General features: G+C 43.0%; 20 protein-coding genes. 16 read left to right on the top strand and 4 right to left on the bottom strand.

What is annotated here, in order from left to right:
• Positions 1 to 32: 32 nt before the first annotated feature.
• The 3 genes from FTV43_RS02810 to FTV43_RS02800 form a co-directional block, all read right to left on the bottom strand.
• The gene (locus tag FTV43_RS02810; RefSeq protein WP_136143844.1) at positions 33 to 1,049 is read right to left on the bottom strand and encodes an extracellular solute-binding protein; all 1,017 of its coding nucleotides are present in this window, start codon (positions 1,047 to 1,049) and stop codon (positions 33 to 35) included.
• 21 nt (positions 1,050 to 1,070) lie between these two features.
• Complete coding sequence (locus FTV43_RS02805) at positions 1,071 to 2,189, bottom strand: ABC transporter ATP-binding protein (protein WP_179994816.1); 1,119 nt, start codon at positions 2,187 to 2,189, stop codon at positions 1,071 to 1,073.
• 268 nt (positions 2,190 to 2,457) lie between these two features.
• On the bottom strand, positions 2,458 to 3,813 hold the full coding sequence (locus FTV43_RS02800) for an amino acid permease (protein WP_171287414.1): 1,356 nt from the start codon (positions 3,811 to 3,813) through the stop codon (positions 2,458 to 2,460).
• Positions 3,814 to 4,134: 321 nt separating this feature from the next.
• On the opposite strand from FTV43_RS02800, the gene prpF reads away from it, so the two are divergent.
• Both prpF and FTV43_RS02790 read left to right on the top strand, forming a co-directional pair.
• Positions 4,135 to 5,325, top strand: coding sequence for a 2-methylaconitate cis-trans isomerase PrpF (gene prpF / locus FTV43_RS02795; protein ID WP_131261531.1), 1,191 nt, complete (start codon positions 4,135 to 4,137; stop codon positions 5,323 to 5,325).
• Positions 5,326 to 5,772: 447 nt separating this feature from the next.
• Positions 5,773 to 6,684 carry a polyprenyl synthetase family protein gene (locus tag FTV43_RS02790; protein ID WP_368856082.1) on the top strand — a complete coding sequence of 304 codons (912 nt, stop codon included), beginning with the start codon at positions 5,773 to 5,775 and terminating at the stop codon, positions 6,682 to 6,684.
• Between the two features lie 174 nt (positions 6,685 to 6,858).
• Here FTV43_RS02790 and FTV43_RS02785 read toward each other — a convergent pair whose 3' ends face one another.
• A complete protein-coding gene (locus FTV43_RS02785) occupies positions 6,859 to 7,215 on the bottom strand; it encodes a hypothetical protein (RefSeq protein ID WP_154320444.1) in 357 nt (118 codons plus the stop codon).
• 440 nt (positions 7,216 to 7,655) lie between these two features.
• Here FTV43_RS02785 and ndhC point away from each other — a divergent pair, with 440 nt between their 5' ends.
• The 14 genes from ndhC to upp all read left to right on the top strand — a co-directional run bounded on the left by ndhC (position 7,656) and on the right by upp (position 23,488).
• Positions 7,656 to 8,201 carry an NADH-quinone oxidoreductase subunit A gene (ndhC, locus tag FTV43_RS02780; RefSeq protein ID WP_004975445.1) on the top strand — a complete coding sequence of 182 codons (546 nt, stop codon included), beginning with the start codon at positions 7,656 to 7,658 and terminating at the stop codon, positions 8,199 to 8,201.
• A 6-nt stretch (positions 8,202 to 8,207) separates the two neighbouring features.
• Positions 8,208 to 8,885, top strand: coding sequence for an NADH-quinone oxidoreductase subunit B family protein (locus tag FTV43_RS02775; RefSeq protein WP_004975447.1), 678 nt, complete (start codon positions 8,208 to 8,210; stop codon positions 8,883 to 8,885).
• An 85-nt stretch (positions 8,886 to 8,970) separates the two neighbouring features.
• Positions 8,971 to 10,758, top strand: coding sequence for an NADH-quinone oxidoreductase subunit C/D (gene nuoC / locus FTV43_RS02770; RefSeq protein ID WP_070155070.1), 1,788 nt, complete (start codon positions 8,971 to 8,973; stop codon positions 10,756 to 10,758).
• Between the two features lie 14 nt (positions 10,759 to 10,772).
• A complete protein-coding gene (nuoE, locus tag FTV43_RS02765; protein WP_004975451.1) occupies positions 10,773 to 11,282 on the top strand; it encodes an NADH-quinone oxidoreductase subunit NuoE in 510 nt (169 codons plus the stop codon).
• Positions 11,279 to 12,616, top strand: a complete 1,338-nt coding sequence (nuoF, locus tag FTV43_RS02760; RefSeq protein ID WP_104852364.1) for an NADH-quinone oxidoreductase subunit NuoF — start codon at positions 11,279 to 11,281, stop codon at positions 12,614 to 12,616. Before nuoE ends, nuoF begins: the two co-directional genes overlap by 4 nt.
• Before the next feature lie 11 nt (positions 12,617 to 12,627).
• Complete coding sequence (gene nuoG / locus FTV43_RS02755; RefSeq protein WP_179994814.1) at positions 12,628 to 15,312, top strand: NADH-quinone oxidoreductase subunit NuoG; 2,685 nt, start codon at positions 12,628 to 12,630, stop codon at positions 15,310 to 15,312.
• A 3-nt stretch (positions 15,313 to 15,315) separates the two neighbouring features.
• The gene (nuoH, locus tag FTV43_RS02750; protein WP_179994813.1) at positions 15,316 to 16,335 is read left to right on the top strand and encodes an NADH-quinone oxidoreductase subunit NuoH; all 1,020 of its coding nucleotides are present in this window, start codon (positions 15,316 to 15,318) and stop codon (positions 16,333 to 16,335) included.
• A gap of 18 nt (positions 16,336 to 16,353) precedes the next feature.
• Positions 16,354 to 16,896, top strand: a complete 543-nt coding sequence (gene nuoI, locus FTV43_RS02745) for an NADH-quinone oxidoreductase subunit NuoI (protein WP_104852362.1) — start codon at positions 16,354 to 16,356, stop codon at positions 16,894 to 16,896.
• Positions 16,896 to 17,414, top strand: a complete 519-nt coding sequence (gene nuoJ, locus FTV43_RS02740) for an NADH-quinone oxidoreductase subunit J (RefSeq protein ID WP_179994872.1) — start codon at positions 16,896 to 16,898, stop codon at positions 17,412 to 17,414. The genes nuoI and nuoJ overlap by 1 nt, the downstream gene beginning before the upstream one ends.
• Positions 17,414 to 17,722 (top strand): NADH-quinone oxidoreductase subunit NuoK, encoded by a 309-nt coding sequence (gene nuoK / locus FTV43_RS02735; RefSeq protein WP_004975463.1) that lies wholly within the window; start codon positions 17,414 to 17,416, stop codon positions 17,720 to 17,722. Before nuoJ ends, nuoK begins: the two co-directional genes overlap by 1 nt.
• Positions 17,719 to 19,614 carry an NADH-quinone oxidoreductase subunit L gene (gene nuoL / locus FTV43_RS02730; protein ID WP_168461369.1) on the top strand — a complete coding sequence of 632 codons (1,896 nt, stop codon included), beginning with the start codon at positions 17,719 to 17,721 and terminating at the stop codon, positions 19,612 to 19,614. Before nuoK ends, nuoL begins: the two co-directional genes overlap by 4 nt.
• 1 nt (position 19,615) lies before the next feature.
• Positions 19,616 to 21,229, top strand: a complete 1,614-nt coding sequence (gene nuoM, locus FTV43_RS02725; protein WP_179994812.1) for an NADH-quinone oxidoreductase subunit M — start codon at positions 19,616 to 19,618, stop codon at positions 21,227 to 21,229.
• Between the two features lie 3 nt (positions 21,230 to 21,232).
• On the top strand, positions 21,233 to 22,726 hold the full coding sequence (nuoN, locus tag FTV43_RS02720; RefSeq protein WP_179989664.1) for an NADH-quinone oxidoreductase subunit NuoN: 1,494 nt from the start codon (positions 21,233 to 21,235) through the stop codon (positions 22,724 to 22,726).
• Positions 22,727 to 22,852: 126 nt separating this feature from the next.
• Entirely contained in the window at positions 22,853 to 23,488 is a 636-nt protein-coding gene (gene upp / locus FTV43_RS02715) for a uracil phosphoribosyltransferase (RefSeq protein ID WP_019836328.1), read from the top strand.
• The last annotated feature ends 75 nt before the right edge of the window (positions 23,489 to 23,563 follow it).

Raw genomic sequence — 23,563 nt, 5'->3', positions numbered from 1 at the left:
AGCGCTGCACTGTAAGATAAAAGCAGAAAATTTTAGCGGTTAAACTGGACTTTATCGACCAATAAGTTTGCAGCTTTACGGTGACGTGCAATATCGCTTAAACGAATCGAATCGATATTGAGTTTACCGAAGCTAGCAATAATAGGGTCAATTTTTACCCCAGGTTTGACTGGGTATTCAAAGCCGTTTTGTGCGTAGATGGCTTGTGCATGATCTGAAGCTAAAAACTCAAGCAGTTGCACGGCTTCTTTGCGGTTTGGTGCATGTTTTGAAACCACTGCACCCGATACGTTGACATGCGTTCCACCATTTTTAAAACGCGGAAGTACCACGTTAATGGCATTGCCCCAGCGCTTTTGTTCCGCATCACCTGTACGCATCGTGCCGACATAATAGGTGTTGGCAACGCCAATATCACAAATTTTACCTAAAATATCACGCGCCACATCTCGGTCACCACCACTTGCTGGGCGTGCTAAATTGGCTTTCACGCCACGCAACCAAGTTTCGGCTTGTTTTTCACCATGATGGGCAATATACGCTGCAATTAAAGCAGTGTTATATGGATGGTTGCCTGAACGAATACAGATTTTATTTTTCCATTTTGGATTGGCTAAATCTTCATAAGTAATCGCATTAAGCGGTGTACGGTCTTTAGAGGCGTAGACTGCACGTGCACGCATCGACAAAGCATACCAATGACCATTTGCAGCTCGTAAATTGGCAGGAATTGCGCTATTTAAGGTTTTAGAACTTACGCGCTGGGTTAAACCACTTTCTACTAAATCAACCAAATTGCCAAAATCTACAGTCAGCATCACATCGGCAGGAGAACGACGACCTTCTGCTTTTACACGTTCCAATAAACCATCTTTAATAAAAACCGTATTGACTTTTACCCCAGTTTTTTGGGTAAATTCGGTTAATAAGGTTTGAATCAGCACAGGTTCGCGCGTGGTGTATAAATTGACTTCCGCTGCTTGTGCGACACTTGCACCAAATGCAAGTAAACCTGTAACAAGCAATGATAAATTAGACAGTGGTTTCATGCAGTATTCCTAATTAAAAATTTAAACCTGAACAGTAGCTTGAGTAGAAGATGAAGCAGTGGGTGATTGTTCATCAGACGCCAAGAAATAACAGCTGTTTAAATTGACAGAAACATAGACTTGTTCAGCGGGCTGAATATCTTGAAGATGACTGACTTGCGCCAAAAGAGTGAGATCGTGATCGCGTAGTTTTAGACGCAGTTGTTGCGCATGGCCCATAAAACTTGATGACACAATGCTTGCTGGCAATGCATTTTCACTTGGTGTTTGGCTGACACGCAATTGATGCGGACGGAAGCAGCAAACCAGTGAATCTTGAGCGGTGGTATGTTCTGGTAAATCAATTTTGCCAAATACGGTATGAATTTCTTGGTGATTGATTTGCACTGGGATTTCATTCAATGCTGAAAAATAACGTGCAGCAAACAAGGTTTTAGGCTGTAAATAAAGTTGTTTCGGTGAACCAATTTGAATAATTTGACCTTGATGCATCAAAATAATTTGATCGGCAATTTGCAATGCTTCTTCTGGGTCATGTGTCACGATAACCGTAGTCGTTTCAGTTTGCTTGAGCAGTTGAATGGTGTTTTGACGAATTTGATCACGCAGACGATGATCCAAATTTGAAAAAGGTTCATCCATTAACAAGACTTGTGGTTCTGGTGCTAAGGCACGTGCTAAGGCAACGCGTTGTTGTTCGCCGCCTGAAAGTGTATATGGATAGCTGTCTTGATGATGCAACATGGAAACATGCGCTAAAGCTTGTTTGGCAATAGTTTCCCGCTGCGCTTTGGGAAATTTCTTTAAGCCAAACATAACATTGTCTAACACACTTAAATGCGGAAAAAGTGCGTAATCTTGAAAGACTAAACCAATATGGCGAGCTTCTGCAGGAATCTGTGCATGTTCACTCCACAAGGTATTTTGTTCCAGTTGGATTGTGCCGCTGCTTGGTGTTTCCAAGCCTGCAATCAGACGTAGCATTGTGGTTTTGCCGCAGCCTGAATGACCTAATAAACACACAATTTGTCCACTCATCGCTGACCATGTTGCTTGTTGCACTGCAAAACGCGAACCAAACTTTTTACTGAGCTGTTGGATCGTCAAGACATTGGCAGGTTGAGCAGCGTACGCATTCATAGTTTATTCACACGACAAATTTTGTGCTCAAATGATAACTAAGAATTCTTCTCATGTAGAGTCTTTTTATCATTTAGAATGTAAATGATGTAGCTTTTGCTACAAAAAAGTTGAAATATCAACTGAAAAGAATGGGTTGGAATTTAAATTATTTTAAGTGCAGCACTTTATTTATGGGCTATTAAAAGGGGGGCTTAAAAGCAAAAAGTTACTGCCGAAGCAATAACTTTTTAATTTTTAGAAATCTGTACTATGCGTACTATGCAAATTAAGGTTTTTTCGCATTAAGCACTCTAAATAAAATGTACATCAAGACCACCCATACAGGAATCATAATGACTGATTCTTTAAAGCCTTGTGTCCACATAATATAAAGTACCACTGCAATAAACGCTAAAACCAAATAGTTGCTAAATGGTGACCAAAGCGCAGGGAACTTAGTTGGAATCGCTAATTTTTTCAGTGTGCTGGTAAATTTAAGGTGAGTCAAACTGATCATCGCCCAGTTTAAAACCAATGCACCCACAACAATATACATGAGGTGGCTTAAAGCTTCTTCGGGTACAAAGTAGTTCAATAATACACAGCCGAAAATTAATACCGCAGAGAATAATACTGCTGGAATTGGCACACCTTGTTTATTCACTTTTAGGAAAATTTTTGGTGCGTTACCTTGTTTGGCCAAACCAAACAGCATACGGCTGTTGGCATACATCCCACTGTTATACACAGAAAGTGCCGCAGTCAAAATCACGAAATTCAGTAAGTGCGCTGCCCATTCAATGCCCATTTGACTAAAAATCATTACGAATGGACTTTTATCTAAACCACCTAAATCTAACTGATTCCAAGGCACTAAAGACAATAGAATGGTGAGTGAACCGATATAGAAAATTAGAATACGGAACACCACTTGGTTAATGGCTTTAGGAATGGTTTTTTCAGGATCTTGCGCTTCTGCGGCAGCCATACCAATCAACTCAATGCCGCCAAAGGCAAACATGAGGAATGCAAGCATGAAGAACAGACCTTCAAAGCCATTCGGGAAGAACCCCCCATGCGCCCAAAGGTTGCTGAATGATGCGGTTGAATTGGCATCTGCAGAAAGTAAGAGATATAAACCAAACACAATCATCGAAACCACAGCAGCGACTTTAATGATTGCTAGCCAGAATTCTGACTCACCATAGAACTTTACATTGCCCAAGTTAATAATGGTAATCACAATGAAAAAGAACAGTGCCGAAGTCCAAGCAGGAATATGCGGCCACCAGTAGTTAATATATTTGGCAACTGCGGTGAGTTCTGCCATTGCCACCAAAATATACAAAATCCAGTAGTTCCAACCTGCTAAAAAGCCAGGGAATTTACCTGCATATTTATAGGCAAAGTGACTGAATGATCCTGCAACGGGCTCATGAACAATCATTTCCCCCAATTGGCGCATAATTAAAAATGCAATAAGACCACCAATGGCGTAACCCAAAATAATAGAAGGGCCAGCAGATTGGATGACCTGCGCGGAACCTAAGAATAAGCCTGTACCAATTGCTCCACCCATGGCAATCAATTGAATATGGCGGTTCTTTAAGCCACGCTGAAGTTGTGAAGACTCGTTGTTCAAAGTATTCAGCCCGACAAGGAAAAAGTGACAAGATTGTAATAGATCAAATTTCATTAGCCTAGTAGCTAGACAATAATGAAATAAATTTATGATAAATATTAAAATATTTTATGGTTTTTATTTGTATAAAAGATAAGTGAATCAATATATTAATTTTATTTTTGCCTTATAAATCAAGATGAGTGGTTAGGGTAAAATTTACCAAATGTTGTTTTTTTATACTTAAGTCAAGACCGCGATACCTTTTGAATAAAAACCGTTATGATGCAAAAGGGTCTTTTTATATGGCCATAACAATCAAAAAACAAGGGAATAAAATTCATGCGTTTTGCACCACAAGTTAAAATTCCAGCAACATATATGCGTGGCGGTACCAGTAAAGGTGTATTTTTTAAACTTGATGATTTACCTGCAGCGGCACAGCAGCCAGGCAAAATTAGAGATCAAATTTTATTACGTGTGATTGGCAGTCCAGACCCTTATGCCAAACAAATTGATGGAATGGGTGGTGCAAGCTCGAGTACCAGTAAAACCGTAATTTTAGCCAAAAGCACTCAACCCGATCACGATGTCGATTATTTGTTTGGGCAAGTTTCGATTGATCAGCCATTTGTAGATTGGAGTGGCAACTGCGGTAACTTAACGGCTGCAGTCGGTGCATTTGCGATCAGCAATGGCTTGGTTGATGCCAGTAAAATTCCAGAAAATGGCATTTGTACCGTACGTATTTGGCAGAAAAATATTGAAAAAACCATTATTGCGCATGTTCCAATGACGCATGGTCAGGTGCAGGAAACGGGTGATTTTGAGTTGGATGGCGTGACTTTTCCTGCCGCAGAAGTACAAATTGAATTCTTAGACCCTGCCGATGATGGCGAAGAAGGTGGGGCAATGTTCCCCACTGGAAATGTGGTGGATACTTTGCATGTGCCAGATATTGGAACATTCCAAGCAACCTTTATTAATGCGGGTATTCCCACAATTTTCCTAAATGCAGAAGAAATTGGTTATACAGGCACAGAACTGCAAGATGCAATCAATGGCGATGCACAAGCTTTGGCACGTTTTGAAACCATTCGCGCTTATGGTGCTAAACAAATGGGTTTGATTCAGGAAATTGCTGAAGCTGAAAAACGCCAACATACGCCAAAAATTGCCTTTGTTTCTGCGCCAAAAAGTTATGTATCTTCAAGTGGTAAACAAATTCAGGCTGAAGATACTGATTTATTGGTACGTGCATTGTCGATGGGTAAATTACACCATGCCATGATGGGTACAGCAGCAGTCGCGATTGGTACAGCTGCAGCCATTCCGGGAACATTGGTCAACTTGGCTGCGGGCGGGGGTGAGCGTGAAGCTGTACGTTTTGGACATCCATCAGGTACGCTTCGTGTAGGTGCGCAAGCCGTGCAGGAAAATGGACAATGGCAAGTCAAAAAAGCTGTGATGAGCCGTAGTGCACGTGTATTAATGGAAGGTTGGGTGCGTGTACCTGCGGAAACATTAGAATAAGTTTTGCTTCGAACAGATTTGGGGTTTGTTGACATTTCATAAATGGCTTGCGCTGTAGGCTAAAACTGAGCAGATCAGGCATGAAACGCAGGGAATAGTGGGTCTATTGCCAAGTTTCATAACGCAATCTGAGAAAGTTTTAGCCACAGCCTTTCAGGACAAGCATATTTTTTGCTGCTATTGCGTTATGTGCCAGTCATTTAGAATGACTAAATTTCCTGTCCCATGCCTTATATCAGCTAAAAAATATGCGTTGTCGCAAACATAGATGAAGTGTCAACAGACCCTAATTAACTAAATACAGCCTCTATTTCGATAGGGGCTTATTTATGGCTGAAATGTTATATCAGTTCAGTTAAGGCTTAAAAAACTTTGAATTACAGGTACAATGCTGCAACACAGGCAGCTTACTGCTTATTAGACATGAACCAACAACTCGAGGCGAATGTGTCATCACTTCACGATTTACAGGCGCATGCATTAACCGCAGCCCAACAACGTATTCAGCAAGACTTGCTTACCGCTTTAGAGGCTTTTGCATTGCCAGAACCGTTAAAGTCTGCTGTGCATCATGCCGTCATGTTGGGTGGTAAGCGTGTGCGTCCTGCTTTGTGTTATGCCACAGCTGCGTTAAGACCTAATCAGAATTATGCAGCAGTACGCCGTGCTGCAGTTGCAATTGAGCTGATTCATTGTTATTCACTGGCGCATGACGATTTGCCGTGTATGGATAATGACTTGTTGCGTCGTGGGCAGCCAACCTGTCATGCAGCTTATGGTGAAGATACAGCGTTGTTGGCAGGTGATATTTTACAATCGATGGCATTTGAAATTTTAGGCAGTCGTTTGTTTGATCAGTCTGCTGCGGTAGATCAAGGGATTGTACTCAAGCAGATTCAAATTTTAGCTACAGCATCATCAAAAATGGTGTGTGGTCAGGTTATGGATTTACAATCTGAAGGCAAACAAGTCGATCAGGCGACTTTGGAAAGTATCCATCGTAATAAAACAGGTGCCTTGATTTCTGCTGCAGTGATGATGGCTGCTGTGACCGTGTTTGATGGACGAGATAAAGCCATTCCACAACTGCGTGAATATGCACAAGCGATTGGTCTAGCCTTTCAGGTACAAGATGATATTTTGGATATTATTTCAGAGACTGAAGTGCTCGGTAAAACCGCAGGCAAAGATGAGCAGGTGGAAAAATCCACTTATCCTGCATTGATGGGGCTAGAGCAGGCACAAACTTACGCTCAACAGTTACATGATCAGGCTTTTGCTGCGTTGGCTTTTTTTGATACTGCTGCAGCAACAGAGCTACAGAAAATTTCAGAATTTTTACTGTCACGTAAAAGCTAATTGATGCTTTAGGTTTACTGATACCTTTAAATATAGTGATTTTTAATTGAAGTAAATTGGCGGTGTGCCAAAAAAATAAAAGCGAGCATTTGCTCGCTTTTTTATGTTGTTGCTTTGGAGTAAGTCTATTTTAAAATATTTACCGGTTTAAAATTTCACTCCTTTTTTTGCTTTTTATTCCTGAAGTGTTGCATCCGGAGCAAGAATTGTTTTGCCTTGCTTTAAGCTATCTAAAGCCTCTCGGTTAAAATCGACCAAAAGAGAGTTGTTTTGTGGATCAATCGCATAGCGACTAATCAATTTTTGATCACCCTGTAAAGTTTCTATTCGGTATTCATCTGCAATATTCATAATGCCGTCTAAATTAATGGTGGCAGAAGCCTTGTCTTGACGAAATAACTCATAAACATCGCGTAGGTCAAAAATTGCATTTTGTGCATCGGGATGCTTTTCAAAATAATTTTGTAAATGACGAATAAATAATTGCGCAAACATAAAGTAATTCGGTTTGTGGGTATAGTCTAAGCTCATGTGTTTACTCCTTATTATTCAAATTTTTAATGCTTCATAGGAATAACACACTCTAGGCTAAAAATTAAAGAAACTCTGGGCTGAAGTTGCAAAAACTACACAAAGAATTTGATGCTGTGCACTAAGCTGAAACCTAAATTTGCCATGATCTGTTTAGAAATTAAAAAACTTTGTAACGAACAGCGCAGTTGGTGTTTTGGAAAAAATAATCATAAATGGTTTATCTATTCATTAAAGCGATTAATAGCCCTACAGAGTAGTGGAATTCTAAAATATCAAGTATTTGAATAAAAAATCATCCGAAAGACTAAGACTTATGAACTAGCAAGTGAAATCATAAATCAGGTACAATTGGCGTGATTAATTTTGTGTTTGGTGTATTTGAAGGCCAATACATACATTCTTTGTTAATAAATAGGCCTGCCAGGAGTTATCCCCGCATGAGTGCCATTACTCCATACGAATGGGCAATTATTGCCTTCGTGATCGGCGTTACATTTTTATGCGTCTTTATGCTAACCGTTCCTTTACTCCTTGGGGGTAAATCATGGGGGCGTGCGAAGCAAGAGCAGTTTGAGTCGGGTGTTGTAGGTGCTGGTGGAGCACGTATCCGCTTATCTGCAAAGTTCTATTTGGTTGCAATTTTCTTCGTTGTTTTCGACTTAGAAGCACTTTATCTATACGCATGGGCAGCTTCTGTTCGTGAAGTAGGTTGGGTGGGCTTTGCAACGGCTGCTGTATTTATTTTAGTTTTACTCGTTGGCTTAATTTATGAATTATCAACTGGTGCGCTGAACTGGGCTCCATCTGATAAGCGTAAAGCAGCAGGGATTAAACCTAAAATTGGTTCGCCAAATATGGATCTTGCAGAAATCACACGCTTTAACTCAATTGAAGAATTGGTAACGGACCCTACCGGTCAAATTCCAGCTCAATCCTCTGGTCGTGTAAAAAAATCTGCGACTACCTCATCTGACAAGGAGTAACTCGGGATGAAATATACCTTAACCCGTGCGAATCCCGATGCTGATCAATATCCACTTCAAGAGCGTCAGATCGTAACCGATCCGCTTGAAGAAGAAGTGAATAAAAATGTGTTCATGACTCGTTTAGAGGACTTGGCACATACAGCAGTAAACTGGGGGCGTAAGAACTCAGTTTGGCCGTTTAACTTTGGTACATCATGCTGCTACGTAGAGTATGCAACGACCTTAACAGGTGTGCATGACTTGTCACGTTTTGGTGCCGAGGTTATTCGTGCTTCACCGCGTCAGGCAGACTTGATGATTGTTGCAGGTACGTGTTTCGTAAAAATGGCACCTGTAATTCAGCGTTTGTACGAGCAAATGCTTGAGCCTAAATGGGTTATCTCAATGGGCGCATGCGCAAACTCAGGTGGTATGTACGACATTTATTCAGTTGTACAAGGTGTGGATAAAATCATTCCTGTGGATGTGTACATTCCAGGTTGCCCACCACGTCCTGAAGCATTAATTCAAGCATTAATGTTATTACAAGACCAAATTCAATTAGAGCGTCGTCCGTTGTCTGCGGTGATTGGTGATGATCTTAAGCCAGTGTATAAGCCGAAGATGATGCCAGAACGTGACCGTAAGAATGCACAGCGTATTGCGGTGAAAAACTTACGCTCTATGGATGAAATTAAATAATTTAAACGTACAAATATTGATGCACCCGAAGGGTGTAGTTGTCGTTTAGGTTGACTGAATTTGTATTAAATAGGAAGCCAAGCCAATGGCTGAAACTGACATTGCTATGCCAGAATCGACAGCAGTTGATTCACGCCCAGCATTTGCAATTGTAGAAGAGCTTAAAACCAAATTTGGTGAGAACTTCTACGTGCAAACGACTTTTGAAGATTTTCCAACAGTCTGGGTTGAGCGCGCACGTGTACAAGAAGTTTTAATGTTCTTGCGTACAGTGTCACGTCCATACGTGATGTTGTTCGACTTGTCTGCGGTAGATGAGCGTTTACGTACTCACCGCGACGGTCTACCTGCGTCTGACTTTACTGTGTTCTATCACTTGTTATCGCTTGAGCGTAACACGGACATTCGTATTAAAGTTGCGTTGAATGAGAGTGATCTCAACATTCCAACAGCAACCAACATTTGGCCAAATGCCAACTGGTACGAGCGTGAAGCTTACGATATGTTTGGTATCAACTTCGAAGGGCATCCAATGCTTCGTCGTATCTTGTTGCCAACATATTGGGAAGGTCATCCGTTACGCAAAGAGTATTCTGCACGTGCAACGGAATATACACCGTATATGCAGAACCAAGCCAAACAAGACTTCGAGCAAGAACACCTTCGCTTTGTGCCTGAAGATTGGGGCTTAAAGCGCGGTAATAAAGACGAAGACTTCATGTTCCTGAACTTGGGTCCTAACCACCCATCTGCGCACGGTGCGTTCCGTGTAATTTTGCAGTTGGATGGTGAAGAAGTGAAAGACTGTGTGCCAGATATCGGCTATCACCACCGTGGTGTGGAAAAGATGGCTGAACGTCAAACTTGGCATTCATTCATTCCGTATACTGACCGTGTGGACTACTTAGGTGGTTGTGCCCAAAACATGCCGTATGTAATGGGTGTGGAACAACTGGCAGGCATTACGGTGCCAGACCGCGCACAATGTATTCGTGTCATGATGTCGGAATTATTCCGTATCAATAACCACTTATTGTTCATTGGTACTGCAATTCAGGATGCGGGCGGTATGACCCCTGTATTCTATATGTTCGCAGACCGTCAAAAAATCTACGATGCGATTGAAGCCATTACGGGTTACCGTATGCACCCAGCATGGTTCCGTATTGGTGGTACCGCACACGACCTACCAAACAACTGGCAGCACCTGATTCGTGAAATCTTGGAGTGGATGCCAAAGCGTATGAACGAATACTACACTGCGGCATTACGCAACTCTGTATTCATGGGTCGTACGCAAGGCGTTGCACAGTATGATGCGAAATCTGCTTTGGCGTGGGGTGTAACAGGTACTGGTCTACGTGCAACAGGTATCGACTTTGATGTGCGTAAATACCGTCCATACAGTGGTTATGAAAACTATGACTTTGACGTGCCAGTAGAGTACGAAGGCGATGCTTACGCACGTGTATTGGTACACTTCCGTGAAATCGAAGAGTCATTGAAAATCATCAAACAATGTCTAGATAACATGCCTTCTGGTCCATATAAAGCGGATCATCCATTGGCTGTTCCACCACCAAAAGACAAGACATTACAAGATATTGAAACCTTGATTACACACTTCTTAAGCGTGTCTTGGGGTCCTGTAATGCCTGCTGGTGAAGCATCTGTAATGGCAGAAGTGGTGAAAGGTGCATCTAACTATTACTTGACTTCAGATAAGTCGACGATGAGTTACCGTACCCGTATTCGTACACCAACTTTCACGCATTTACAGCAAATGCCTTCTGTGATTAACGGCAGTCTGGTATCTGACTTAATCATTTATTTAGCGACCATTGACGTCGTAATGGCAGACGTGGATCGCTAAGGGGTAAACGCATTATGATGATTTTGACTGATAAAAAGCCACGTGTGAATGTTGAAGGGATTTTGACTGCGGAAGAAATCCATGAAATTGAACATCACATTGGTCATTATCCGTACCCACGTGCAGCATCTTTAGATGCCTTGAAGTGTGTACAGCGCCGTAATGGCTGGGTAGATGATGCGCAGTTAAATGCGATTGCACAGCTTCTAACCATCAGCGTTGCTGATTTAGAAGGTGTCGCAACATTCTATAACCGTATTTATCGCCAGCCTGTAGGTCGTCACGTGATTTTATTGTGTGACTCGATTGCATGCTTTTTGATGGGTGCAGAAACACTTGCAGAAGCATTCCAGCGTGAATTAGGCATTCAGTTTGGTCAAACGACTGCAGATGGTCGTTTCACGTTATTGCCAATTTGCTGTTTAGGAAATTGCGATAAGGGTCCAACCTTGATGATTGATGAAGATACTCACGGTTTAGTTGAGGTGACATCGGTGCAACAGTTATTGGAGAAGTATGTATGAATACCGAACCAAGACCAATTTATGGTGACGGTAACCCAGAAACGCATCCATTAACTTGGCGTTTAAGCAAGCAAGAGCACGTGCGTAATGCAGATGATTACGAAGCACTAGAAGGCTATGCAGGCTTTAAGAAAGCGATTTCTATGCCGCCTAAAGATGTGCTTGAAGTCATTAAAGCTGCGACAGTGAAAGGTCGTGGTGGTGCAGGCTTCCCAGCAGGGATCAAATGGTCACTGATGGCACCAAACGACAATTCAGGTCCACGTTACCTGATTTGTAATGCCGATGAGATGGAACCGGGTACTTTCAAAGACCGTTTGTTGATGGAAAAACTTCCACACCAACTGATTGAAGGTATGCTGATTGCTGCGTACACGCTTGAAGCAACCCACGGCTATATCTTTATTCGTGGCGAATACATCGAAGCTGCACAGTACTTAAATGAAGCAATTGAGCAAATTCGTGCCAAAGGTTATTTGGGCGAAAACATTTTAGGTACAGGTTGGGGCTTTGAGTTATACGTGCACACAGGCGCAGGTCGTTATATATGTGGTGAAGAAACTGCATTGATTAACTCGCTTGAAGGTCGTCGTGCAAACCCTCGTACTAAACCACCATTCCCGCAAGTTGCAGGGGCATGGGGTCGTCCAACAATTGTCAACAACGTAGAAACCTATAACAACTTACCTGCAATCATGTTGCGTGGTGCAGAGTGGTATATCGGTTTATCTGCAGGTAAATCGAAAGACCCTGGCACAAAAATTTACGGTGCTTCTGGTAAGGTGAAATTCCCAGGTCTATGGGAGCTTCCATTTGGTACGACTGCACGTGAAGTAATTGAAGACTATGCGGGTGGCATGCGTGATGGCTTGAAGCTAAAAGCATGGTTACCAGGTGGTGCATCTACTGACTTCTTGGCGGCAGAACACATTGACTTGCCAATGGATGCAGAAAGCATCATGAAAGCAGGTTCACGTTTAGGTACGTGTTTGCTTATGGTGGTCGATGAAACCCAATGTATGGTTTCTGCAACCCGTAACTTAGAAGAATTCTTTGCGCGCGAATCATGTGGTTTCTGTACCCCATGTCGCGATGGCTTACCGTGGGCTGTAAAAGCACTCAAAGCAATTGAAAATGGCGAGGGGAAAGAAGAAGACATTCAACATCTTCAAGAACTCACCAAAAAATTGTGGATTGGTAAGACCTTCTGTGCTCACGCACCAGGTGCGATGGAGCCATTAATGGGCGCACTCAAATATTTCCGTAGCGAGTTTGAAGCAAAAGTGGCAAATAGCCGTCCTGCTGCTCAAGCTAGCAACGTAGAACAAGCTTAAGGAATTCGACTATGGCTACAATTCATGTCGATGGAAAATCGTACGAAGTCAATGGCTCGGAAAACTTGCTGCAAGCATGTTTGAGCCTTGGGATCGACATTCCGTACTTTTGTTGGCATCCATCCTTAGGTTCTGTCGGTTCTTGCCGTCAATGTGCCGTGACCCAATATGCGAACCCTGAAGATACTCGTGGTCGCTTGGTGATGTCATGTATGACACCTGCTGCTGACAATACCTATATCTCAATTGAAGACAAGGAAGCGACTGAGTTCCGTGCTTCAATTGTAGAGTTCTTGATGACGAACCACCCGCACGACTGTCCAGTCTGTGAAGAAGGTGGTCACTGTCATTTACAAGATATGACTGTAATGACGCAGCATGACCGTCGTCGTTACCGCTTCACCAAACGTACGCACTATAACCAAGAGCTAGGTTCGTTCATTGCACATGAAATGAACCGTTGTATCGCATGTTATCGTTGTGTGCGTTACTACAAAGACTATGCAGGTGGTACAGACTTTGGCGTTTATGCCAACGCATCACGTGTTTACTTTGGTCGTCCTGAATCAGGTACTTTGGAATCTGAATTCTCTGGTAACTTGACTGAAGTATGTCCAACAGGTGTATTTACCGACAAAACGCACTCTGCACGTTATAACCGTAAGTGGGACATGCAGTATGCGCCAAGCGTATGCCAAGGCTGTTCTTCTGGCTGTAACATTTCTCCAGGTGAGCGTTATGGCGAATTACGTCGTGTAGAAAACCGCTTTAACGGTGAAGTTAACCAATACTTCCTGTGCGACAAAGGTCGTTTCGGTACAGGTTATGTGAACCGTGAAGATCGTCCACGTCAGCCACAGTTCCGTAATGGTGCGAGTGTAGAAACCGTTTCTGTAGATACTGCACTTGATACGATTATTGCCAAAGTTCAAGGCAAAAAAGTTTTGGGTATTGGTTCGCCACGTGCATCGCTTGAATCAAACTTTGCTTTGCGTGAGTTAGTGGGTCAAGACAACTACTCAACAGGCTTATCGCAAAAAGAGCAAAACTTGGTAGAGCTTGCAGCTTCAATCATGCAAACCGAAGGTATTTACAACCCAGGTATGCGTGAAATTGAAGATTACGATGCTGTGTTAATTTTGGGTGAAGATTTAACCCAAACTGCACCACGTATGGCCTTGTCTGTTCGCCAAGCGGCGAAAAACAAAGCCAAAGAAATGGCTGCAGAGCGTCGTACCCCAGACTGGTTGGCTGAACCTGTGCAACGTATCGCACAAGATGCAAAATCACCAATTTACATTTTGGCTGCAACGCAAACGCGTTTAGCCGATGTCGCAACAGGTGAAGTGGTTGCATCTCCAAACGACATCGCACGTTTAGGTTTTGCGATTGCAGCTGCAGTAGCAGGCGATGTAATCACTGGTTTAGATGACGATGCGAAAGCATTTGCACAAACCATTGCTGACACGTTAAAAGCTGCGAAAAAACCATTGGTGATTTCAGGTACAAGCTTACTAGACGCTGCCATTATGGAAGCGGCTGCACAAGTGGCACAAAACTTGGGTGAAAACGCAGGTTTAAGCTTAACTGTGCCAGAAGTGAACTCAATGGGCTTGGCTATTTTTGGTGGTCAAAGCTTAGAGCAAGCATTTGCGCAAGATTACGATGCTGTGATTGTGGTTGAAAATGACTTATATCGTCGTTTACCTGCAGTACAAGTCGATGCAGCTTTAGCGAAAGCACAAGATGTCATCGTGCTAGATCATGCTGAAACCGCAACTGTGCAAAAAGCCAATATCGTACTTTCTGCAGCAAGCTTCGCGGAAGGTGATGGTACGGTGGTGAGTCAGGAAGGTCGTGCACAACGCTTCTTCCAAGTTTATGACCCAAGCTACTACAAACCTGAATTGGCGATTAAAGAATCTTGGCGCTGGTTACACGCACTTGAAACAGGCTTAAAAGGCAAAGCAATTGCTTGGACTGTTTTAGATGACGTGATTGAATCTGTAGTGAAGAATGTTCCAGCACTTGAAGCAATTCAAGATGTTGCACCAGATGCAGGTTTCCGTGTACATGGCTTAAAAGTTGCGCGTGAACCACGTCGTTACTCAGGTCGTACCGCTATGCGTGCACCGTTATCCATTCACGAACCAAAACAACCGACCGATGTCGATTCTGCATTAACTTTCTCTATGGAAGGTTATGTTGGTAACCAAACACCATCGGCACTTGTACCATTTGCTTGGTCTGCAGGTTGGAACTCGCCACAAGCTTGGAACAAATTCCAAGACAACGTGGGTGGTCACTTAAAAGGTGGTGACGCAGGTATTCGTTTATTCGACCGTTTGGCGAAACGTCCTGCACGTAGCTATGTTGCACCTGCACCAGTACTTGCAAATCCAGACAGCTTCCGTTTAATTCCAATGCATCACATTTTTGCATCGGGTGAATTTACGGTGAAAACACCTGCAATGGAATCACGTATTCCTGAAGCAGTATTTGCTGTAGGTACGCAGGATGCGCAGCGTTTGAATCTACAAGATGGTCAAACAATTACTGTACAAGCAGGCGAAACATCTATCGTGTTGCCAGTACAAGTGATTGAATATTTACCTACAGGTTATATTGGCTACCCAATTGGTCTTGCACCAACGGTATCTCTTGCAGAGCCTGTTTCAGTCGCGGTAGGAGTGTAATTCATGCAACAAGAATTAATCCGTCAGACGCCGCTGTGGGCTGAGAACTGGCCAATTGCCTATTCAGTCATTCAAGCGATTGTCATCTTACTGGTTGTGGTATTGATTGCTGCACTCATGTCTTTTGTTGAGCGTCGTTTACTGGGCTTATGGCAAGACCGTTATGGTCCGAACCGTGTAGGTCCAGGCGGTATGTTCCAGATTGTTGCCGACATGCTGAAAATCATGTTCAAAGAAGACTGGACACCAAAATTTGCCGACAAACTTACGTTCCGTATGGCACCAGCAGTTGCAATGGCAACTGCGGTACTGTCGTTCATGGTTATTCCTGTATCACCTTATTTAGGTGTGGCAGACATGAGCATTGGCCTGTTGTTCTTTATGGCAATGGCAGGTATCGCAGTGTATGCGGTGTTATTTGGTGGTTGGTCATCAAACAACAAATACGCATTGCTTGGTGGTTTACGTTCAGCCGCTCAAACCATTTCTTATGAAGTGTTCTTGGGTATTTCACTCATGGGTGTGGTTGCTATTGCAGGCTCATTCAACATGCGTGAAATTGTTGAAGCGCAACGTGATGTTTGGTTTGTGATTCCACAATTCTTAGGTTTCTTGATTTTCGTGGTTGCAGGCGTTGCGGTAACTCACCGTCACCCATTTGACCAACCAGAAGCAGAACAAGAATTGGCTGAAGGTTATCACGTCGAATATGGCGGTATGAAGTGGGGTATGTTCTTCGTTGCAGAATATGTCAACGTGGTACTGATCTCTGCGCTTATCGTGACTTTATTCTTCGGTGGATGGCTTGCGCCGTTTAACCTTGAAATTCCATTCATTCCAGCAGCTTTCTGGTTCATTATCAAAACAGCATTCTTTGTAATGATGTTTGTCTTGGCACGTGGTTCTTTAATGCGTCCACGTTATGACCAAGTGATGAACTTTGGTTGGAAAATTTGCTTGCCATTGGCGCTTGTTAACCTTTTGGTAACTGGTGCTGTGATTCTTATGAATCATTCGGCCTAAGACAGCAGGGAGAACAATATGTTTAAGTTTCTAGCTGGGTTTGGGTCAATTGTACGTTCACTGTGGATGGTTTTCTCGCACGTGACACGTAAACGTGACACCATTTTGTATCCGGAAGTACCAGCCGAAGAAATTGTACCTCCACGCTTCCGTGGTCGTATTGTGTTAACACGCGATCCAGATGGCGAAGAGCGTTGTGTTGCATGTAACCTCTGTGCAGTTGCATGCCCAGTGGGTTGTATTTCACTACAAAAAGCAGAACAGGAAGATGGTCGTTGGTATCCGGAGTTTTTCCGTATCAACTTCTCACGCTGTATTTTCTGCGGTATGTGTGAAGAAGCATGTCCAACGACTGCAATTCAATTAACGCCTGACTTCGAGTTAGGTGAATATGTGCGTCAAGACTTGGTCTATGAGAAAGAAAACTTACTCATTTCAGGTCCTGGTAAATATCCTGACTACAACTTCTACCGTGTAACGGGTATGGCTGTTACAGGTAAAGACAAAGGTCAAGCGCAACGTGAAAGCGCACCTGTTGATGTACGGAGTCTATTACCATGATGTGGCCGTTTTATTTGATGGCACTCGTGGCCATTGTCTCTACGGTTCGTGTAGTCACTAACGCGAACCCAGTACATGCTTTATTAAGCTTGATCGTGTCATTGCTTGCAGTTGCAGGCATGTTCATGATCGTGGGTGCACCATTTGCTGGTGCCTTGGAAATCATTGTTTATGCGGGTGCGATCATGGTCTTGTTCGTATTCGTGGTGATGATGCTGAACCTTGGTCAGCAAACTGTTGTGCAAGAGCGTAAATGGTTGACTTCATCAACTTGGGCATACCCAGCTTTGATGAGCTTCCTAATTGGTTTGGTTTTAGTGTGGTCATTAAGCTCAGACTACACTGCACCAAGCGCGCTTATGGGCACCGAAATGGTGGGTCCAAAAGCAGTGGGTCAAGCACTCTTTACTCAGTACTTATTGTTGGTTGAAGTTGCCGCAATGTTATTACTTGCAGCTTTGGTTGCAGGCTTCCACATCGGTAAACGTGAACCAAGTGCAGAAGAGGAAAAAGAATAATGGGCAACATCCCTTTAGAACATGGTTTGATTGTCGCGACCATTCTTTTTGCACTCGGTTTTTACGGTGTGATGGTGCGACGCAACCTACTATTTATTTTAATGGGCCTTGAAATCATGATGAACGCTGCGGCATTGGCGTTTGTCTTGGCTGGTAGTGCATGGGTACAACCAGATGGTCAGATCATGTTTATCCTGATCTTGACACTTGCTGCGGCAGAGGCGTGTATCGGTCTTGCGATCGTCCTTCAGTTCTATCATCGCTTCCATCATTTGGATGTGGATGCTGCTAGTGAGATGCGCGGATGAGTTATTTATATCTAACAGTATTGTTTCCGCTCATTGGTTTTATCCTTTTAGCGGCAGGGCGTAACAACTTACCTGAAAAAGTTGCTGCGATTATTGGCGTAGGTTCAGTGGGTCTGTCTGCATTATTTGCGCTAATTGCAGGCATGGACTTTGTGAACAACGGTTCGGTTGCAACGACTCAACATTTATGGACTTGGTTCAATGTAGGTGGTTTTGCGCCAGCAATTAGTTTGCACCTAGATGGTTTATCTTTACTCATGCTTGGCATGATTACGGGTGTGGGTTTCTTAATTCACATCTTTGCCTCATGGTACATGCGTGGTGAAGAAGACTTTGCACGTTTCTTCTCTTACTTCAACCTGTTCGTTGCGAGCATGTTGCTGTTGGTTTTAGGCGATAACTTAGCGTTATTGTTCTTAGGTTGGGAAGGTGTAGGTCTGTGCTCTTACTTGCTGATTGGTTATTACTACCAAAACCCTGCAAATGGTTTTGCGGCAATCAAAGCATTTACCGTAACACGTGTGGGTGACGTTTTCTTACTGATTGCATTGTTCTTGCTGTATCAACAATTCGGCACCTTGAATACGCAATACATCGTAGAAAATGCAGCCAATGTAATGACTCAAAGCTCATCCATCACCATTTGGACAGCGTTAATGTTGTTCTTAGGTGCTGCGGGTAAATCTGCACAAATTCCATTGCAAACTTGGTTAGCTGACGCGATGGCAGGTCCAACACCTGTATCTGCATTGATCCACGCTGCAACAATGGTAACTGCAGGTGTTTACTTATGCTGTCGTATGTTCAGCGTATTTGAACTAGCACCAGAAGTGATGTTGTTCATTTCTATTACAGGTGCGGTGACCTTACTAGTTGCTGGTTTTGCTGCATTGGTTCAAACCGACATCAAACGTATTTTGGCTTACTCAACTATGAGTCAGCTCGGTTATATGTTTATGGCGGTAGGTGCTGAAGCGTATCAGGCTGGTCTATTCCATATGCTAACTCACGCATTCTTCAAGGCATTATTATTCTTGTCTTCTGGTGCGGTGATTTTGGCTTACCATCACGAACAAAACATTTTCAAAATGGGCGGCTTGTTCTACAAGAACAAATTCCTATTTGCATGTTTCGCAATTGGTGGCGGTGCATTGGCAGCGATTCCATTCTTGACCATTGGTTTCTTCTCAAAAGACGCTATTTTGGCAGCAGTTTGGACGCAAAGTCATATCGCAGGTATTCCGTTATATAACACCTTGTATTGGGTAGGTGTAGCTGGTGCATTCTTAACTTCAATTTATACATTCCGTTTAATTTGGGTTGTATTCTTTGGTAAAGAAAACACACCGTATCACGAAATCAAAGGCGCAACTTACTGGTTCCCATTGGCTGTACTTGCAGTACTTTCAACTGGTTTAGCGATTGTATTAAAAGCGCCAGTCATGAGCATTCTTGATGCTGCAAAAATCCCAGCATTTGTGATTCCTGAAGCTTTGGAAGCAGGTGCACATGGTGCAGAGTATGTTGCAATTGGTGTGGCTTTGGCTGGTTTAGCCGTAGGCGTGGTGTTATTTGCCTTTGCTTATAATGCTGTAAAAGGTTTTGCGCAAACTTCATTGGGTGCGGGCCTTGCCAACATTTGCCGTAATGCACTTGGTTTCGATGCGTTGTATGACATCGTATTTGTAAAACCATTCTTGCTGATTGCCAAACTATTAGGTCGTGATCCAGTTGATGGCATGTGGTTAGTACTGCCTGCACTGGTCAAAGGTGGTCATAGCTTCACAAGTTCACGTCAAACAGGTTCATTACGTGAGTACGCATCGAGTATGGCACTTGGTGTTGTGGTCTTACTAATGATCTTGATCGTGATTCAGGTCGTGGGGAAATAAGATGGACGCTCCAAACAATTTAATTCTACCCGCGCTGATCCTTGTTCCGTTCATTGCAGGTTTTATTTGCTGGTTGGTCGATAAACTCGACGATAAATTACCGCGTTACATTGCTTTAGTGGGTATGCTCGTAACTTTGGGCTTAACTATCGCATTGTGGCAAGGTGCCAGCTATAACTACGAATTAGGCGCTCAAGTTCCAACTTGGTCGGCTGAATTTATGTTGCCTTGGATTCAAACCCTAGGCATCAACATTCACTTAGCGGTGGATGGCTTATCTTTACTCATGGTGGGTTTAACTGCATTACTGGGTATTTTAGCGGTAGGCTGTTCATTTGGTGAGATTCAAAAGAACGTCGGTTTCTTCCACCTTAACCTTTTATGGTCTTTGGGTGGGGTAATTGGTGTATTCCTTGCGATTGACTTGTTCCTGTTCTTCTTCTTCTGGGAGATGATGCTTGTACCAATCTACTTCCTGATTGCGTTATGGGGTCATAAAGGTTCAAACGGTCGTTCACGTGTTTACGCTGCAACCAAATTCTTTATCTATACGCAAGTTGCTGGTTTAATCATGTTGATTGGTATCTTAGGTCTAGTGATCTACGGATACATGATGTCAGGTACAATTTCGTTCAACTACAACTATTTATTGGCTGTGGCGAACACACTTGATGCGCAGTTACCAGCAGTCGCTTATGCTTTCATGATCTGTTTATTCATCGGTTTTGCGGTAAAACTTCCAGTTTTCCCATTACACGGTTGGTTACCAGATGCACACGCACAAGCGCCTACAGCGGGTTCTGTCGACCTTGCAGGTATTTTGATTAAAACTGCAGCATACGGTTTACTACGTTTCGTGATTCCATTCTTCCCAGCGGCATCTGCTCAATTTGCAGACATTGCCATTATTTTGGGTTTAATTGGTGTGTTCTACGGTGCGTGGTGTGCTTTCCAGCAAACCGACATGAAGCGTTTACTAGCTTATACCTCTATTTCGCACATGGGCTTCGTATTACTTGCAATTTATGCAGGTAATATCCTGACTTACCAAGGCTTAATGATCATGATGTTAGCACATGGCTTGTCATCTGCAGCATTGTTCATTATGTGTGGCCAAATTTATGAGCGCGTACACACACGTGACATGCGTTTAATGGGCGGTATCCGTGGTCAATTCCAATACCTTTCATTCTTCCTTATGTTCTTTGTGGCAGCGTTAGTTGGTATTCCTGGTTTAGGTAACTTTATTGGTGAATTCCTGATTCTCATGGGTTCATTCGAGCAGTTCCCAGCCTTCACAATTATTGCGGCAGTGAGCTTGGTCTTTGCAGGTGTATACGGTTTAATCCTGATTCACAAAGCTTTGTTTGGTGTGCCAAATGAAGAGCAAAAACAGCACTATGCAAATCCGTTAAAAGATTTAAATGCACGTGAAGTTGTGATTCTTTTAATCTGTGCGCTGGGTCTAGTATGGCTTGGTCTGTATCCACAAACCTTCCTTGATATTTCAAACTCAAGTATGGCGTGGTTAGCGAATAGCTACATCCCAGTTCAAGAAGTAGTTGAAGTTACTCATGAAGTAACAACTCAACTCGAAAATGTGGAGATCCAATAAGCCATGAACTTCACAATGTCATTTTCTGAGCTTATGCCTTTAGCTCCTGTGATGATCGTGGCTTTAACTGCGATTATCGTGATGATCCTTACTGCAATTAAGCGTAACCATAACTTAATTGCTACAGCATCAGTGGTGGGCTTGAACCTCGCTGCTGCTTACCTTTTACTCATGATGTTTGGCGGGAATTTTGCTCCTGCCAGCGTGATGGGCATGTTTATGATTGATCCGTTCACCTTGTTATATCAACTGGTGATTCTGATCGCTGCATTAGCATGTTCTACTTTGTCACATGCGTATATTGAAACGTATAAAGACAACCGCGAAGAACTCTACATCTTAATGTTGTGTTCAGTGGCGGGCGCTATGTTGATGGTGTCAAGTTCGCACTATGCATCGTTCTTCATTAGCCTTGAATTAATGTCAATTCCTGTTTATGGCTTATTGGCATATACCCACCAGCGTTCTAAATCTTTAGAAGCGGGTGTGAAGTACTTAGTATTGTCTGCAACTGCATCAGCAATGTTGCTTATGGGTATGGCGTACATTTATGCGTACACAGGTTCATTGTCGTTCTATGACTCTGTTCAAGCATTAATGCAAAACATCCAGCAACCTTTGGTAATTTTAGGTTTAGGCTTAATTGTCTTTGCTGTGGCATTTAAACTGTCTTTGGCGCCATTCCACAAATGGACACCAGACGTTTATGACGGTGCGCCTGCACCAATCGCAACCTTCCTTGCGACTGCAGCGAAAGTAGCAACCATTGGTTTGTTCGTGCGTTACATTTTGGGTTCAGGGGCAATCCTGATCGACTCGATTGTAACTATCATGACCATTATTGCCGTGCTTTCAATTTTGGTGGGTAACTTCCTTGCTGTACGTCAAGTGAACTTGAAACGTATTTTGGCTTACTCATCAATTGCACACTTTGGTTATTTGTTGATTGGTTTGATCAGCATGACTTATGCAAGCTTGGGTAATGTCAGCGTTTATGTGATTACCTATGTCTTGACGACTATTGGCGCGTTTGGTGCAGTGGCATTAATGTCTAGCCCATACAACAACGTAGCAGAAGCTGAAAGTTTGGCTGACTACCGTGGTTTGTTCTGGCGTCGTCCAGTATTGACTGCTGTATTAACCGTGATGATGCTTTCTCTTGCAGGTATTCCATTAACTGCAGGCTTCATTGGTAAGTTCTTGGTGGTGATGGCTGCGGTAACGACTCAGCACTGGTTCTTAGCTGCGATGATCATCGTGGGTTCAGGTATTGGTTTGTACTACTACTTGCGCGTTATGGTGGTGATGTATATGACACCGCCTGACGAACCAAAAATGGATGCTGTCGATCATTGGGGTCAAAAAGTGGGCGGTATTATGGTATTGGCTGCAGCTTTAGCGGTATTGGTGATTGGTGTTTATCCAGACCCAATTATCAAAATTGCACTTGAAGCTGAAATTTTGTCACCCATCCATTTCATGCTGTCACAGCAATAATTTGAAAGAAGTTTAACTTTCAGTCAAAAAGCCTTCATAAATTGAAGGCTTTTTGGTTTATATACACAATAAAAACAGCATATAATAAAACGATATTTGCTTTTCTTTCCTTTTAGGTGTTCTCCCGTGGCTATTCATGAAATCCGTCATCCACTTATTCGTCATAAATTAGGGCTATTACGTCGTGCAGACATCAGCACCAAAAACTTCCGTGAATTAGCACAAGAAGTAACCATGTTGCTGACTTATGAGGCGACTAAAGATTTGCCAGTGGTCGAGCACGAAATTGCGGGTTGGAATGGTGCAGTCACTGTAGACCGTATTGCGGGTAAAAAAATTACGGTTGTGCCAATTTTACGTGCAGGTATTGGCATGTTAGATGGTTTCTTGAACCTGATTCCAAGTGCTAAAGTGTCTGTACTTGGCTTGGAACGCGATGAAGAAACTTTAGAAGCGCGTACTTACTACAAAAAATTAGTACCAGATGTACAAAATCGTATCGCGATGATTATTGACCCTATGCTTGCCACAGGTTCATCTTTAGTGGCAGCAATTGATTTGCTCAAAGCCAGTGGTTGTAAAGACATCCGTGTGATGGTTTTGGTTGCAGCGCCAGAAGGCATTCAACGTGTAGAAGCCGCGCACCCAGATGTGGTGATCTTTACTGCATCGGTTGATGAAGGTTTAAACCAAGATGGTTATATTGTGCCTGGCCTGGGTGATGCAGGCGATAAAATTTTTGGTTCAGTCCAAAAAGATTAAGCTGAATGTTGGTAAAAAAGAGGCATTAACTGTCTCTTTTTTATATACTCACATATAGTGCAGCTCGTAAAAGGT

Source organism: Acinetobacter sp. YH16053, from assembly GCF_013417035.1.
Lineage (GTDB): Bacteria > Pseudomonadota > Gammaproteobacteria > Pseudomonadales > Moraxellaceae > Acinetobacter > Acinetobacter towneri.
The sequence above is the reverse complement of the archived record's forward strand: the minus strand, read 5'-3'. Positions and strand labels throughout refer to the sequence as shown.